Source organism: Parafrankia sp. Ea1.12, assembly GCF_900465275.1.
GTDB classification, from domain to species: Bacteria; Actinomycetota; Actinomycetes; order Frankiales; family Frankiaceae; genus Parafrankia; species Parafrankia soli.
On record NZ_UBIZ01000376.1, the window covers coordinates 20,301 to 33,943 of the forward strand.

At 69.6% G+C, this 13,643-nt stretch carries 11 protein-coding genes; 6 read left to right on the top strand and 5 right to left on the bottom strand.

What is annotated here, in order from left to right; translation table 11 throughout:
• Positions 1-15: 15 nt before the first annotated feature.
• From nirB to FMEAI12_RS21470, 3 genes are read left to right on the top strand one after another with little or no spacing between them, the layout of a single operon-like run.
• A complete protein-coding gene (nirB, locus tag FMEAI12_RS21460) occupies positions 16-2,556 on the top strand; it encodes a nitrite reductase large subunit NirB (RefSeq protein WP_112107605.1) in 2,541 nt (846 codons plus the stop codon).
• Positions 2,553-2,954, top strand: a complete 402-nt coding sequence (gene nirD / locus FMEAI12_RS21465; RefSeq protein ID WP_112107606.1) for a nitrite reductase small subunit NirD — start codon at positions 2,553-2,555, stop codon at positions 2,952-2,954. Before nirB ends, nirD begins: the two co-directional genes overlap by 4 nt.
• The gene (locus FMEAI12_RS21470) at positions 2,951-4,102 is read left to right on the top strand and encodes a uroporphyrinogen-III synthase (protein ID WP_112107607.1); all 1,152 of its coding nucleotides are present in this window, start codon (positions 2,951-2,953) and stop codon (positions 4,100-4,102) included. Before nirD ends, FMEAI12_RS21470 begins: the two co-directional genes overlap by 4 nt.
• A gap of 48 nt (positions 4,103-4,150) precedes the next feature.
• Here the strand turns inward: FMEAI12_RS21470 and FMEAI12_RS21475 are convergent, their stop codons facing one another.
• The 3 genes from FMEAI12_RS21475 to FMEAI12_RS21485 form a co-directional block, all read right to left on the bottom strand.
• A complete protein-coding gene (locus FMEAI12_RS21475; protein ID WP_112107608.1) occupies positions 4,151-5,545 on the bottom strand; it encodes a NarK/NasA family nitrate transporter in 1,395 nt (464 codons plus the stop codon).
• A 160-nt stretch (positions 5,546-5,705) separates the two neighbouring features.
• Complete coding sequence (locus FMEAI12_RS21480) at positions 5,706-6,518, bottom strand: sugar phosphate isomerase/epimerase (protein ID WP_112107609.1); 813 nt, start codon at positions 6,516-6,518, stop codon at positions 5,706-5,708.
• Positions 6,519-6,629: 111 nt separating this feature from the next.
• Positions 6,630-7,664, bottom strand: coding sequence for a zinc-binding dehydrogenase (locus FMEAI12_RS21485; RefSeq protein ID WP_112107610.1), 1,035 nt, complete (start codon positions 7,662-7,664; stop codon positions 6,630-6,632).
• A 102-nt stretch (positions 7,665-7,766) separates the two neighbouring features.
• Here FMEAI12_RS21485 and FMEAI12_RS21490 point away from each other — a divergent pair, with 102 nt between their 5' ends.
• Positions 7,767-8,468, top strand: a complete 702-nt coding sequence (locus FMEAI12_RS21490) for a TetR/AcrR family transcriptional regulator (RefSeq protein ID WP_112107611.1) — start codon at positions 7,767-7,769, stop codon at positions 8,466-8,468.
• 208 nt (positions 8,469-8,676) lie between these two features.
• Here FMEAI12_RS21490 and FMEAI12_RS21495 read toward each other — a convergent pair whose 3' ends face one another.
• Positions 8,677-9,549 (bottom strand): hypothetical protein, encoded by an 873-nt coding sequence (locus FMEAI12_RS21495; protein WP_112107612.1) that lies wholly within the window; start codon positions 9,547-9,549, stop codon positions 8,677-8,679.
• Positions 9,550-10,125: 576 nt separating this feature from the next.
• Here FMEAI12_RS21495 and FMEAI12_RS21500 point away from each other — a divergent pair.
• Positions 10,126-11,397 (top strand): diacylglycerol kinase family protein, encoded by a 1,272-nt coding sequence (locus tag FMEAI12_RS21500; protein ID WP_235014278.1) that lies wholly within the window; start codon positions 10,126-10,128, stop codon positions 11,395-11,397.
• Positions 11,398-11,449: 52 nt separating this feature from the next.
• Here FMEAI12_RS21500 and FMEAI12_RS21505 read toward each other — a convergent pair whose 3' ends face one another.
• The gene (locus tag FMEAI12_RS21505; protein WP_112107614.1) at positions 11,450-12,832 is read right to left on the bottom strand and encodes a hypothetical protein; all 1,383 of its coding nucleotides are present in this window, start codon (positions 12,830-12,832) and stop codon (positions 11,450-11,452) included.
• A gap of 256 nt (positions 12,833-13,088) precedes the next feature.
• Between FMEAI12_RS21505 and FMEAI12_RS21510 the strand changes: the two genes are divergently transcribed.
• Positions 13,089-13,436, top strand: coding sequence for a carboxymuconolactone decarboxylase family protein (locus tag FMEAI12_RS21510; protein ID WP_071064698.1), 348 nt, complete (start codon positions 13,089-13,091; stop codon positions 13,434-13,436).
• Positions 13,437-13,643 lie beyond the last annotated feature (207 nt).

Genomic DNA, 13,643 nt, shown 5'->3' on the forward strand with positions numbered 1-13,643 from the left:
AGAGGGGACTGCTTCATGCCCGCAACCCGCCGGAAGCACGTCGTCGTCGTCGGTAACGGTATGGTCGGCCAGCGGTTCGTGGAGACACTGCGGCAACGCGACACCGGGGGCCGGTTCTCGATCACCGTGGTGGGCGAGGAGCCGCGCCGTGCGTACGATCGCGTCGCGCTCTCGTCCTACTTCGACGGAGTGAGCGCCGCCGAACTGGACCTCGTGGCCGCGGGCACCTACGACAGCCCGCACGCGACGCTGCATCTGGACGAGTCCGTCGCGGCGATCGACCGGGCCGCCTCGACCGTCACCACCAGCCGCGGTCGCACCCTCGACTACGACGTCCTCGTGCTGGCCACCGGCTCGTACCCGTTCGTCCCCCCGGTCCCGGGCAGGGACCTGGACGGCTGCTTCGTCTACCGGACCCTCGACGACCTGGACGCCATCCGCGCCGCTGCCGCGGCCGCGGCCGAACACACGCGTGGCCGCCGGGCCGGGCTGGTCGTCGGCGGTGGGCTGCTCGGGCTCGAGGCGGCGCGGGCGCTGCGCCTGCTCGGCATGAGCCCGCACGTGGTGGAGCTGGCGCCGCGGCTGATGCCGCTGCAGGTGGACGAGCCCGGCGGCGCGGTGCTCCGCCGACTGATCGAGCGCCTCGGCGTCACCGTCCACACGGCGACGTCCGTGGCCGCCGTCGAGCCCAGCGGCGGACGGCTGCTCGCCACCCTGGCCAACGGCACCGAGCTCGACCTGGACGTCGTCGTCTTCTCCGCCGGCATCCGTCCCCGCGACCAGTTGGCGCGTGAGTGTGGCCTTGCTGTCGGGCCGCGCGGCGGCGTCGCGGTGGACGCACGGTGCCGCACGACCGACGAGTCCATCTATGCCATCGGGGAGTGCGCCGTCGTCGACGGTCATGTGTACGGCCTGGTCGCCCCGGGCTACGACATGGCCTCCGTGGTCGCCGAGCAGCTGCTCGGCCGGGACGCCACGTTCACCGGCGCGGACCTGAGCACGAAGCTCAAGCTGCTCGGTGTCGACGTCGCCAGCTTCGGTGACGCCCTCGCGGCCACGGCGGGTGCGCTGGAGGTCCGAGTCGAGAACGCGGTGGAGAACACCTACGCCAAGATCGTCGTCTCCGACGACGCCAGCACGCTGCTCGGCGGCATCCTCGTGGGTGACGCGAGCCGTTATGCGGCACTGCGCCCTCTGGTCGGGCGGCGGCTCCCGGCGGACCCCGTCGCGATGATCGCCCCGACCGGCGGAGTCGACCTCGACGCGGGGGCCCTGCCTCGCGAGGCGCAGATCTGCTCCTGCAACGACGTCTCCAAGGGCGCGATCCTGGACTCGATCGTCGAGCACGGTCTCACCGACGTCGCGGGGATCAAGGCGTGTACGCGGGCCGGCACGACCTGCGGATCCTGCGTGGCCCTGCTCAAGCCACTGCTGGCCGAGGCCGGCGTCGAGGTCGGCACGGGGCTGTGCGAGCACTTCGACGTCACCCGGGCCGAGCTCTTCGAGATCGCCCGCAGTCAACGGATCGGCACCTTCACCGAGCTCGTCCAGCGGCACGGACGTGGCCGCGGCTGCGACACGTGCAAGCCCGCCGTGGCCTCGATCCTGGCCAGCCTGGGGCACGGCTACGTCCTGGACGGAGAACAGGCCGCCCTGCAGGACACCAACGACCATTTCCTTGCGAACCTCCAGAAGAACGGCACCTACTCGGTGGTGCCCCGCGTCCCGGGCGGGGAGATCACGCCGGAGAAGCTGATCGTCATCGGCGAGGTGGCCCGTGACTTCGGTCTCTACGTGAAGATCACCGGAGGGCAGCGCGTCGACCTGTTCGGGGCGCGGGTCGAGCAGCTGCCGCTGATCTGGAGGCGTCTGGTCGACGCCGGGATGGAGTCCGGCCACGCCTACGGGAAGGCGATGCGGACCGTGAAGAGCTGCGTCGGCTCGACGTGGTGCCGCTACGGTGTCCAGGACTCGGCCGGCCTCGCCATAGACCTCGAACTGCGCTACCGCGGCATCCGAGGCCCCCACAAGATCAAGGCTGGTGTCAGCGGCTGCGCCCGCGAATGTGCCGAGGCGCAGGGCAAGGACATCGGCGTGATCGCCACGGATGCCGGCTGGAACCTCTACGTCGGCGGCAACGGGGGAGCGCGCCCGCGGCACGCCGACCTGTTCCTCACCTCGGTCGACACCGGGACCCTCGTCAGGGCCATCGACCGGTTCATCATGTTCTACGTCCGGACCGCCGACCGTCTGCAGCGGACGTCCACCTGGGTCGAGTCGCTGTCCGCGGACGGTCAGGACGGACTGGCGTACCTGCGCGGCGTGCTCGTCGACGACAGCCTCGGCATCTGCGCCGAACTGGACGCCGCCATGGAATCGCACGTCGCGCACTACTCTGACGAGTGGGCCGACACCCTGGCCGACCCCGAGCGGCTCAGGCGGTTCGTCAGTTTCGTGAACGCACCGGAGGTGCCGGACCCGTCCATCCAGTGGGCGCCCGAGCGCGGCCAGATCAAACCGCTGATCGCCGGCCCGACCCTGGAGGTGGTGTCGTGAGGACCGTGGAGGCCATGGAGGCCGTGGAGGCCGCGAAGGCCGTGGAGACCGACGTGTGGGACAGCGTCTGCGGCTCCCGCGACCTCCCCGTCGAGCGGGGCGTCGCCGCTCTGCTCGGTGACGTCCAGGTCGCGATCTTCCGGACCTACGACGGCGCGCTCTTCGCCGTCGGCAACCAGGATCCGTTCACCGGAGCCTTCGTGCTCTCCCGGGGCATCGTGGGCTCCCGGGGAGAGACTCCCACTGTCGCCTCCCCACTTCACAAGCAGGTCTTCGACCTGCGCACTGGTCGCTGCCTCGACTCGGACGGCGTCGTCATCCCGACCTACCCGGTGCGGGAACGTGACGGTTACGTGGAGGTCCACGTCGGGACGGAAGCCGGGCGAGCGTCACGGTGACCGACTCCGGCCCGGTGACGGCGCCCGTCGAGCCGCTCGCCGGTTACACGGTCGCGCTCACCGCGGCGCGCCGGCGTGAGGAGTTCGGCGCGGCTCTGGAGCGACGCGGCGCCAAGGTCGTCTACGCCCCCGCGATACGCATCGTGCCGCTCGCGGACGACGCCCGGCTGCGGGAGGCCACCGAACGCTGCATCGCCGCACCCGTGGACGTCGTCGTCGCCACCACCGGAATCGGCTTCCGGGGCTGGGTCGACGCGGCCGAGACGTGGGGTCTCGCCGACCGGCTGGTCGCGGCGTTCGAGTCGGCGGACCTGCTGGCACGCGGGCCGAAGGCGCGCGGTGCGATCCGGGCGACCGGGCTGCGTGAGGCGTGGTCACCCGAGTCGGAGTCATCCTCCGAGGTCATGTCATACCTGACCGCCCACGGCGGCCTGGACGGCAAGCGGATCGCGGTGCAGCTGCACGGCGAGCCACTGCCGGACATGCTCCAGACGCTGCGCGCGGCCGGCGCCGAGGTCATCGAGATTCCCGTCTACCGGTGGGTCCCGGCGCAGGACATGGCTCCCGTCCGCCGCGTGGTGGAGTGCGTCGCGGCACGGTCGCTGGACGCGGTCGCGTTCACGAGCGCGCCCGCCGCCGCGAGCTTCCTGCAGACAGCCGACGAGATGGCGCTGCGATCCGCCGTCGTGGAGGCGATGCGCGGCCCGGTTGTCGCCGCCTGCGTCGGCCCGGTGACGGCCGCTCCCCTCGGGCGGGCTGGGATTCCGTGCGTGATCCCGTCGCGGGGACGTCTGGGCGCGCTTGTCCGGGAGATCGTGGAGCAGGTGCCCATCCGGCGTGGCCTGCGACTGCGCGTCGGCGAGCGCGCGCTGGACGTCCGCGGCCACGCCGTGGCCGTCGACGGTGTGCTCGTCGCGCTGCCCGCCGCCTCGATGACCCTGCTGCGCGCCCTGGCGGCCAGGCCTGGCTATGTCGTCTCCCGGGCGGACCTGCTCAACCTGACCGGCACGACCGACGAGCACGCGCTCGAGGTCGCCGTGGGCCGCCTGCGTACGTCGCTCGGCGACCCCGCCCTCATCCGGACCGTGGTGAAGCGCGGATACCGGCTCGACTGTGAGCCGGTATCCGCCTCCTCCGGGTGCCTCTAGGCCGTCTCGGCGTCCAGGTTGTCCCGGTGTCCAGGCCATCCCGGTGTCTCAGATGCCGGCGGCGCGATTCTCGGACGGACGGACATAGACGGCCCAGGTGACCGCGAGGCAGAGTGCGTAGAAGGCGATGAAGCCGACGTAGGCCGCGTCGCCGTTGCCGCTGCTCAGGAACGACTGGCGGAACGCGATGTTGACGAGCACACCGCCGAAGGCGCCGATCGCGCCGGCAATGCCGATCACGGCGTTCGCGATGCGCCGCGCCTCCTGGTCTCCGCCCATGCGTAGCCGGAACACCGCCGGGATCATCTTGTAGACCGAGCCGTTGCCGATCCCGCTGAAGACGAACAGCGCCATGAACCCGACGAGGAACAGCGGCAGCGAGCCCTGTTCCGAGGCGACGAGCACGACGATGCCGGCCGCCGCCATCGCGGCGAAGTTCCACAGCGTCGTCCGCGCACCGCCGAGGCGGTCGGCCAGCCAGCCGCCGACCGGGCGGACGAGCGAGCCGGTCAGCGGCCCGAGGAACGTCAGATACATGACCTTCACCGGGTCGACCCTGCCCGTTGCCGTGGAGAGGAAATGGGAGCCGAACTCGTTGGACAGCACCTGCCCGAACGCGAAGCCGAAGCCGATGAACGAGCCGAACGTCCCGATGTAGAGCAGCGAGATCAGCCAGGTGTGCACGTCGGCACAGGCGTCGCGCATCGCCCGCTTCTCGTTCCGCACGTTGGTGATGTTGTCCTGTAGCAGCGCGGCCGCCGCGATCGCGATCACCACCAACGGCAGGTAGATCGCGACCAGGACCCGCGGATGATCCTTCCCCGCGGTCGCGATGACGAGCAATCCGATCAACTGGACAGTCGCGACCCCGATGTTGCCCCCGCCGGCGTTGAGCCCGAGCGCCGCGCCCTTGAGCCGTTGCGGAAAGAAGGAGTTGATGTTGGTCATGGACGAGGCGAAGTTCCCGCCCCCGACGCCGGCCAGTGCGGCCAGGATCAGCAGCGTCGCGTAGCTCGTCCCGGGCTTCAACGCGATCCCGGTGGCGATCAGTGGGACGAGCAGAAGCGCTGCCGAGATGACCGTCCAGTTGCGTCCGCCGAACTTCGCGACGGCGAACGTGTACGGCAGCCGCACAGCGGAACCGATCGCGGTCGGCACTATCGTCAACATGAACTTCTCGGCGGCGGCCTGCTTCGGGTCAGCGGAGATCCCGTAATTCGGGCCGAGGAACAGCACGAACACCGACCACAGTGACCAGATCGAGAACCCGATGTGCTCGGAGAACACCGACACGAGCAGGTTGCGCCTGGCGACCGCCCGGCCTCCTCCGTCCCAGAACCGCTCGTCCTCGGGACGCCAGTCCTCCAGCCATCGCCCCCGGATCAGTCCACCAGTCGACGGTGCGGTGGTGGCAGTCGGAATCGGATCCAACGTCGTGGTCATCGTTCCTCCGGTCGGCTGCGTAGTCCGGTTACCGTGATGACCCTAGGAACCGCGGATTGCCTGGGCGTTCGCGTGCGGGGGCGACGTCGCAACGGATCCCACACCGTGCGCGGTAGCGGCTGGTGAGGTTCAGCCGGGGCTGGTTGGCGGCCAGAACGAACTACAGCCGGGCCAGGAGGCCGCGAGTCGCCTCGACGCACCGGGCGAGCCGGTCATGGGGGCTGACGCCGGCTTCTGCCTGTGAGCGAACCGGTACCTCGAGTCCGATCACCCGGTCGCGGGGCAGCGCCGTGAGCAGGTCGAGCAACGGCAGCTCACCCGTGCCCGGCACCATCCGCTCGAACATCGCCTCCGTCATGTAGTCGGAGGTGGCGGGAACCAGCGGCGCGTCGCTGAGCTGGATGTAGCCGACGATGTCGGAGTCCAGTGCCGCGATGTCGTCGGGAGTGGAACCGGACCGGATGATGTGCATCGTGTCGATGAGGAGACGGAAGTCCGGCCGCCCGACCTGGCGGATGGCGTGGAGCGCCGTCGGTAGATCTCCGATTGTCAGGCCCGGGCCCGGCTCGATGGTCGTCTCCATACCGAACGACGCCGCCAGCTCGGCGAGAAGTCCGAACTGCTGCACGCTGCGGTCCGGATCGGGATCGAGGGAGACGGTGTTGACTCGTCGGACACCCAGCTCCGCCATAAGCTCAAGATCGGGAACCCGGTCGCGGACATCGGAGCCCGCGCGGACGTTCATACCCTCGCCGAGCGAGATGGAGATGTCGCGGTCACGCATCGCCGCGATCATGTTCCGTCGCAGCGGGGCGTCCTCGCGTAACGAGAAGGGAGGGTAGCCCAGTGAGCTGTACGGATTGGATTCCAGGCCGGTGGAAATGTGCCGGCAGCCGAGGTCGGCGGCCAGGGAGACGAAGTCCACCGGTGGCATTCCGAAGACGCTGAGAAACTCGATACCCAAGCTTTCCATCGGTTTCGCCTTCTTTCTGTGGTGGCAGGGCTCTGCCGTGCCGGAGCCGACGGCGTCGCGGGGGCGGCGCGGGTCGCGGGATATCTCGACAGGGACGTGCGTGGCTGTCGCTCAGGCCACCTGGAGGGAAACGCGTACCGCGTCCTGGCCGGGCACGCGTCGATCGGCCAGCGCCAGCGCGTCTTCGAACTGTTCCAGCGGGAACGACGCGCCGTGGAGCACGCCGGTGGGCACCTTCCCCTCGTTGATCATTGTGCAGGCGCCGGCCAGGTCGAGGCCGCCGCCGGGCGCGATGGTCAGGTGACGCAGCGGGATCTGACTGACGTCGAATCCGTCGAGAAGCCGGTCCTTCATCCCGGCCGCGACGATCGTGGCGCCGGTCCGGGCGATCCGCATGGCGGTCTTCAGCGTCACCGGGTTGCCTGACGCGGCGTCGAGGACGACGTCCGCCATCGCTCCACCGGTGATCTCGGCGACGCGGGCGACCACGTCCTCGTTCTCCACATCGATGGCGTGATCCGCGCCGACCTTGAGCGCGGTGTCGAGTCGGAGCCGGTCGCCGGCCAGCCCGGTCACGATGATCGTTCCGGCGCCGGCCGCGCGGGCGCCGACGATCGCGGCCAGCCCCATGTGGCCAGGGCCCTCCACCACCAGAGTCTGGCCGGGCTGCACGGACCGGATCCAGGTGATCGCGTTGGTCAGGCACTCGTAGACCGTCAACTCGGTCGCCGGCAGGTCGTCGCGAAGCCGGTGGACCTCCGAGCCGGGCACGAGCTCCATGTAGTCGGCATAGCCGCCGAAGAGTCCGGATCCCTCATCAAGAGGAAAGTCGAACCCGTAAACCCTGCTCCCGGTTGGTCCACGCACCACTGAACGGACCCCGACCCGGTCGCCTTCCCGGACGCCGAACTGCGCCTGCGCCTCCGGTGTGATCTCGTCGATCCGACCGACGATCTCGTGACCGGGAACGGCGGGGAACACCCCACCCGACGGCACCGGCGCGTGCCCCCTGAACTGGTCGACATCGCTGTGACAGATGCCGACCGCCTCGACCCGCAGCACCGCGCATCCCGGCCTTAACGCCGGCTTCGGGACCTCTCGAAGCTCCCAGGTCTCGTCACCCTTGAACACGATCGCACGTGGCACGTCAACGTCTCCTCGCAACGAAGTGAGCTTCATAGTTATCTGTCAGCCGACAGGCAAGTCAATACTTGACAGTCGACTGACAGATTCATAAAGTGACGGACCGTGACGGCGGCCAACGGGGCGAGGCGGACCCAGGCGGAGCGGCGCGCGGCCTCCGAGGAGGCGGTGCTGCGGGCCGCCGCCGAGCTGATCGCGGAGCGTGGGCTCGAGCGCGCGTCACTGCGCAGCATCGGCGCCCGCGCCGGGATCAGCCGTGCGATGCCCGCCTATCACTTCGGGTCGAAGGACGTCCTGATCACCCGGCTCGCCGAGCGGGCGCACGAACGGACGCTGGAGGCGACCAGGGAGGCGCTCAGGCAGGCGCACCAACGCATCGACGAGCTCTCCAGCCTCGAGGTGCTGCGGGCGACCATCGAGACCTACCTCCAGGTCTTCACCACAGCGGATTCCCCGGAGGAGCGCGCCGTCGTCGTCCTGTGGGGTGCGACCTTTCCCGCGGAGTCACCGCTACCGACCGTCCTCGAGGCGGACCGGCAGACGCACGAGCAGCTCGCCGACACGATCCGCGCCGGCCAGCGGGACGGATCGATCCGGGACGACATCGACGCCGACGCCGGCGCCACCATGATCACGGGAATGGCCCGCGGTGTCGCCGCGCTCTCGCTCACCCAACCCGGCACCGCCGACCTGGAGCTGGTGCGGACCCTCTGCGGTGAAGCCATCACCGCCGTACTCGGCACCCGCGGCGAAACCTCCTCCCCAGTCAAGGGACCAGTAGGGGCGCCAGACCGAGCTCAGCATTGAACGGTGCATCATCCACGGCGGCACGAGCGTGCTCACAACGCTGCGAGCATCGACTCGGCTCGCGGGTGAGGCATGCCGTCCGGAGGCGCGTTCATATGCTCGCAGAACCCTGAACCCACAGGTGCGCGCGGCCGGGTCACCACGGGACCGGGATCGAACCCGTGGTGACCCCGGCGGCGGAATCGTCGCTGCGCGCCGGGGCCCTCGTTCACCGTGGCGACGTCGCCCGTCGCAGAACGCGCACCGGCAGCGACGCGTGGCCGGATGCCCAGACGTGTCGTTCTTCGTAGGACCACGCGTAGGTCGGGTTGCCGTCCCGTATGAGGCCGCGTAGCCCGGGAAGACCGAGTTCCAGTGCGGACCACTCGTACAACTGCTGAAGCCGCGGCTGGATCACGCCGTAGTCGAGTATCCGCCCGAGACCATGCTCATCCGCGAGGTAAACCTGCAGATCCGCGTCGGGTGGGTAGCGGTCGGGAAGGACCCGGCCGAGCGAGAGGAATATTCCCGCCATCCCGAGCCGCGGATCCCCAAGGGCCCGGCCCAGGACAGCGAGCCGGCCCAGCGACAGCCGCGGCGCCGCGACCAGCGCGTGCGCATACAGAACACGGAGCAGGACGACGTTGAGAAAGAAGCGCTCGGTCGTTGACTCCAACTCGGCGAGATCACGGTTGTCCAGGTAGGCGGAGACGATGCTCGCGTTGTGGGCGCGGTACCAGCTCCAGGAGGTCGGTGCACTGATGAACGCCGACCACAGGTCGATCGCCGGCGAGGACTGCTCCCCCCGCAGGCCACCCGAGCGCGCCATGGCCTCACAACCGTCGCGCAGCAGCCGGTCATTGACCTCCCGCCACCACCGGCTCCCTGGAGGGTCTGCGTCCGGAGGATTGAGCACCCCCCGCTCGATCTGCCAGTACATGAACGACATCGCCGCTCTCCGGAAAGGCAGGTGTCGCGGCGCGCGCCCGACCGGTCCGTGATAGGTGCGTGACAGAAGCGCCATCCGCCCCCGGGGGTGATCGCGCACCCCCGCGACCTGAGTCGCCGCCCACTCCGCGGCAGTTCCCGCCATTGGTCGCATCCCGGAAACCTCTCCCCGTCCGCGGTATGAGATGGCTGGAACATCTCCACGCAGGGTCAGTATGACTGGTCTGCCACAGAAACCCGACGACAAGTCCTTCCGGTCCGTCGACGCGGCCGGAGTGTCGCCGTCTCGCGTGAGCGGGCTGGACCGCCCGGCTGGCAGCAGACATCCGCTCCTGATCGAGTTGCCCACGATAGTTTCGGCTGGGATGATGGAGATAAAGCCGCGAGAGGTTGGTGGGAAACGGGATGGCAGGTTACTTCCGGGCTTGTGACCAGTCGATGTTCGGCGCCTTCCGGGACATGCTTTCCGTCTTTCTGTGGGCCGGTGTTTCCTTTTATGCTCTCGCCGATCTTCTCCGTGGCCGGGAACTGGTTGGGTGGTTGAGGACGGGGTGGCTTTCTTCCTGGTGAACACCGAGAGCTGGGTGGTGCGCGCCGTCAGGAGGACCTGATCGCGGCGGTGCTGTCATGAAGCGCGGAAGGATGGGAAATCGTGCGTTCCGGGATGGTTCGCCGGTCGGGGCGGCGTGCGGGAGCACCGGTGTCCCGATCCCGGCGGGCGGCGGCTTCAGTGGCGTTGGTGAGCTTCACCGCGGCGGTCGCGGTCATTGTCGCCCGGCTGATCGACCGGCCGATTGCCCTGCCGGTTTCGGTCGCCGCTGTGACGATCGCGTTGGTAGCGGGCTGGACGGCGCTGGTCGGACGGGGGCTGCGCCGCCTGAGCGCGGCTGTCGTGGCGGCCTTCGCGCTCGGCGGCCTGATCGTCTTCGCGGGGGTGGTCGGCCTGACCACCGTGCTGGTCACCGTGTGCCTGCTCGTCACGTCGGGAACCGCGGCGCGCGGAGCCTTCGGGTGGCACCGGCCGAAAGGGATCATGGTTGGAGCCGCCCGCCGCGGTGTCCTGCTGGTGAACCCGCGCTCCGGGGGCGGCGCCGCCGACCGCCACAATCTCGCCCAGGAGGCCGCCCGGCGCGGGATCGCGGTCGTGACCCTCACGCCAGGCGCTGATCTGCGCTCCCTCGCCGAGGACGTCGCCGACCGCGGAGCCGACGTGGTGGGCATGGCGGGTGGCGATGGTTCGCAGGCGGTCGTCGCCGACGTGGCGCGGCGGCGCGGGATGGCCTTCGTCTGTGTCCCAGCCGGTACTCGTAACCACTTCGCCCTTGACCTCGGCCTCGATCGGAAGGATGTCGCGGGGGCGCTCGACGCGTTCGACCTGGCTGTCGAGCAGCGCGTTGACCTCGGTCAGCTCGGTGACCGCGTGTTCGTCAACAACGTCTCGTTGGGCGTCTACGCCGAGATCGTGCAGTCCGACAGCTACCGTGACGCCAAGGTGGGAACGGCGGCCGCGAGGCTGCCTGACCTTCTGGGCCTGGACCGCGCTCCGCCGGATCTTCGCTTCACCGGCCCGGACGGTCGCGCCGGATCGACCGCGGACGTTCTGCTCGTGTCCAACAACGCCTACCAACTGCACAGCCTTGGTGGTTTCGGCACCCGGCCCCGGCTCGACGGCGGCCGGCTTGGCATGGTGGCATTGCGCGTCGATCGCGCCCGCGACCTACCCGTACTCGTCGCGCTCGAGTCCGTGGGTGCCATCAGCCGGTTCCGTGGTTTCCACCAGTGGACCAGCCCCACGATGCGGGTCGACTCCGCGCGACCGGTCAGCGTCGGCGTGGACGGGGAGGCGCTGTGCCTGCCGCCACCGCTGGAGCTGCGCTCGCTTCCGGCGGCTGTGCGCGTTCGGATTCCGCTGCACGCGCCCGGGGTCCCGACCGTGCGGCCGGGTGTCTGGGAGATGTTCCCCGCGCTGATCCGCATCGCGGGCGGCCGGTCGCCGGCATGAGCCCCGCCCATGCGGCCTCGGCGTGGGTTGACAGCCGACCCGGTCATCGTTCTCAGGGCTTCGTCTGCCCGATCGGAGCGGCCGGCGGCGCCGCGGCGCCATCGGAGGGCCTGCCGTCGGGGCTCGGTGTGGCGGCGGCGGCAACGACACTCAGCGCGGCCAGGGCGACGACGACTATCAGCAGGACGAGGGCGACCGATGACGGGGTCGGAGAGTTCCACAACGCCAGGGCCAGAGCCCCTGCCCCGATGACGATCCCGCTGGTGAGGCGGCGGTGCCTGTCCAACAAGCGTCCCGGGCCGCCGGTGCGCAGACCCACGCGGGCTATGGCCCGACCGGTGGCGCCGGTGGCGTGGGCGGCACCGGAGCGGATGGCGCGTGCGCCGCGTCCCGGCCCGTAGAGATATCCGGCGACCACGATGATGACGGCTATGGTCAGCCCGGTGAGCGCGCTGTTCCGCAGGAAACGGACGAGAGTGTCGTAGATGGCTGCTGCCGCATCCCGAGGCTGGGCGTCGGGCGGGACGGAGTCCAGATAGATCTGGCGTGTGACAGCCAGCCCCACCAGCAGCACGACCATCATCACGCCGATCCCGATGCCCGCGGCCATGAGCCCGGCGCGGTGCGAGGGCGCCAGCCACACGCCCAGCGCGGCGAGTGCCACAACGGCAACCGGCAGCCAGAGACCGAGGATGCCGAGCAGACGCATGACATCCCGAGCCCTGGTCAGTTTGTCGGTCTGCAGCAGCACGATCTGCCGGTCGACGTCGGGAATCCTGCCGGCCTTCTCGAAGCCGGCGTCGACCAGCCGATTCTGCACACTGTCGACGATCGGGCCGATGTCCAACACGATCGTGTCGTCCTTCGCCTGGACCGCGCGACCTCCCTCACCGGTGAGGACCTTCACCACTGCGGCGTGTGCCCGGCGGTTCGCATTTTCCCATACCTGGGGGAACTGGTCACTGGTGACCACCCCCTGAACCACCTGATGAACCGCGCTGGTCAGAGCGGCCTTGAGCGCGCCGGCCAGCGCGTCGGTGTGGTCCACGACAATGGGGGGAGCACCGGTTTTTGCGACGGCGTCGGCGAGCGACGCGGCGACCTGATCGGCGTTGACGTTACTGACGACCCGGTTGGTCAGACGGTCGATCACCATGTTCTGCACCGCGGGATCGGTGGCAAGCGGGGCGACGGTCTCCACGTACCGGTCAGTGTCGGAGACCGTCGTGTCTGCCCAGGCGGCAACCACGCCGAGTGGCGCCAGCAGAGCGGCTACCAGGAGCAGGACGGACGCCCCGGCGGTCCGTAGCCGGTCGTGCCGCACCGTTGCCGCGCTGCGCAGCCGCTCGTACTCCGCACGCTCCCCGACGGACAGGGGGCGCCCGCCGTCCGAACGCGCGGGGCCGTCGACGTCGCGGCCAGCATTTTCGACCATGGCGCAGTTCCTCCCGCTTTTGCCTGCGAGGCCGCCATCACGGTCCCGCGCCGCGCCCTTCCCGGAGAGGAGTGAAGCAGAAATCTGTCTGCAGGCGAGCCGGGGATGTGGCGCCGCGAAATTCTGGAAAAATGTCGAAATTCGGCTTCGTCGCCTTGATCTGTCGGCGTTGCATGTTTGCGGCTTGCCGGTCCCGGGCAACCAATCATAGGAAAATATCGTTGAGATGCAATCGGTCAGAACAAAGGAGAGAACAATGGCGACACAGGCTCCTGAGCGGACGCTCGGCGCGATCGCGCAGGGCGATGCGCCGGTTTTCGAAGAGATCGTGCAGATGCACTTGAACACACTCGAGCGGTCAGGCCTGGACGAGCGCACCTACCATCTCGTGCGCTTGGCGGCGCTTATCGCCCTGGACTCGGCGCCCGTCTCCTACCTGATGAATCTCGCCGCTGCCAAGGAGGCAGGCCTCACCGCCGCCGACGCGCAGGGTGTGACCACCGCCATCGCACCGATCGTCGGAAGTGCCCGGGTCGTGTCGGCAGCGGGGAACGTCCTGCGCGCGCTCGGCCTGGACGAGATCCTGAACGAGAACCCGGCGTAGCGGGAACCTGGTAGAGCGGTCCGGGCCGGTCGGGACTACGGTCGGGCGAGCACCGGCACGACCCTCGACGCCGGCTCCGCCGCCGACGTCGCCTCCGACCGGCCCGCCGACACGGTGTGAGGTAGAGCATGGCAGCTGTCGTCAGCTCGCCGCCGGTCGCGGCTGGTTCGCGGCCGCGGCTGTCCGCGAAATCCACACGACTGTCCG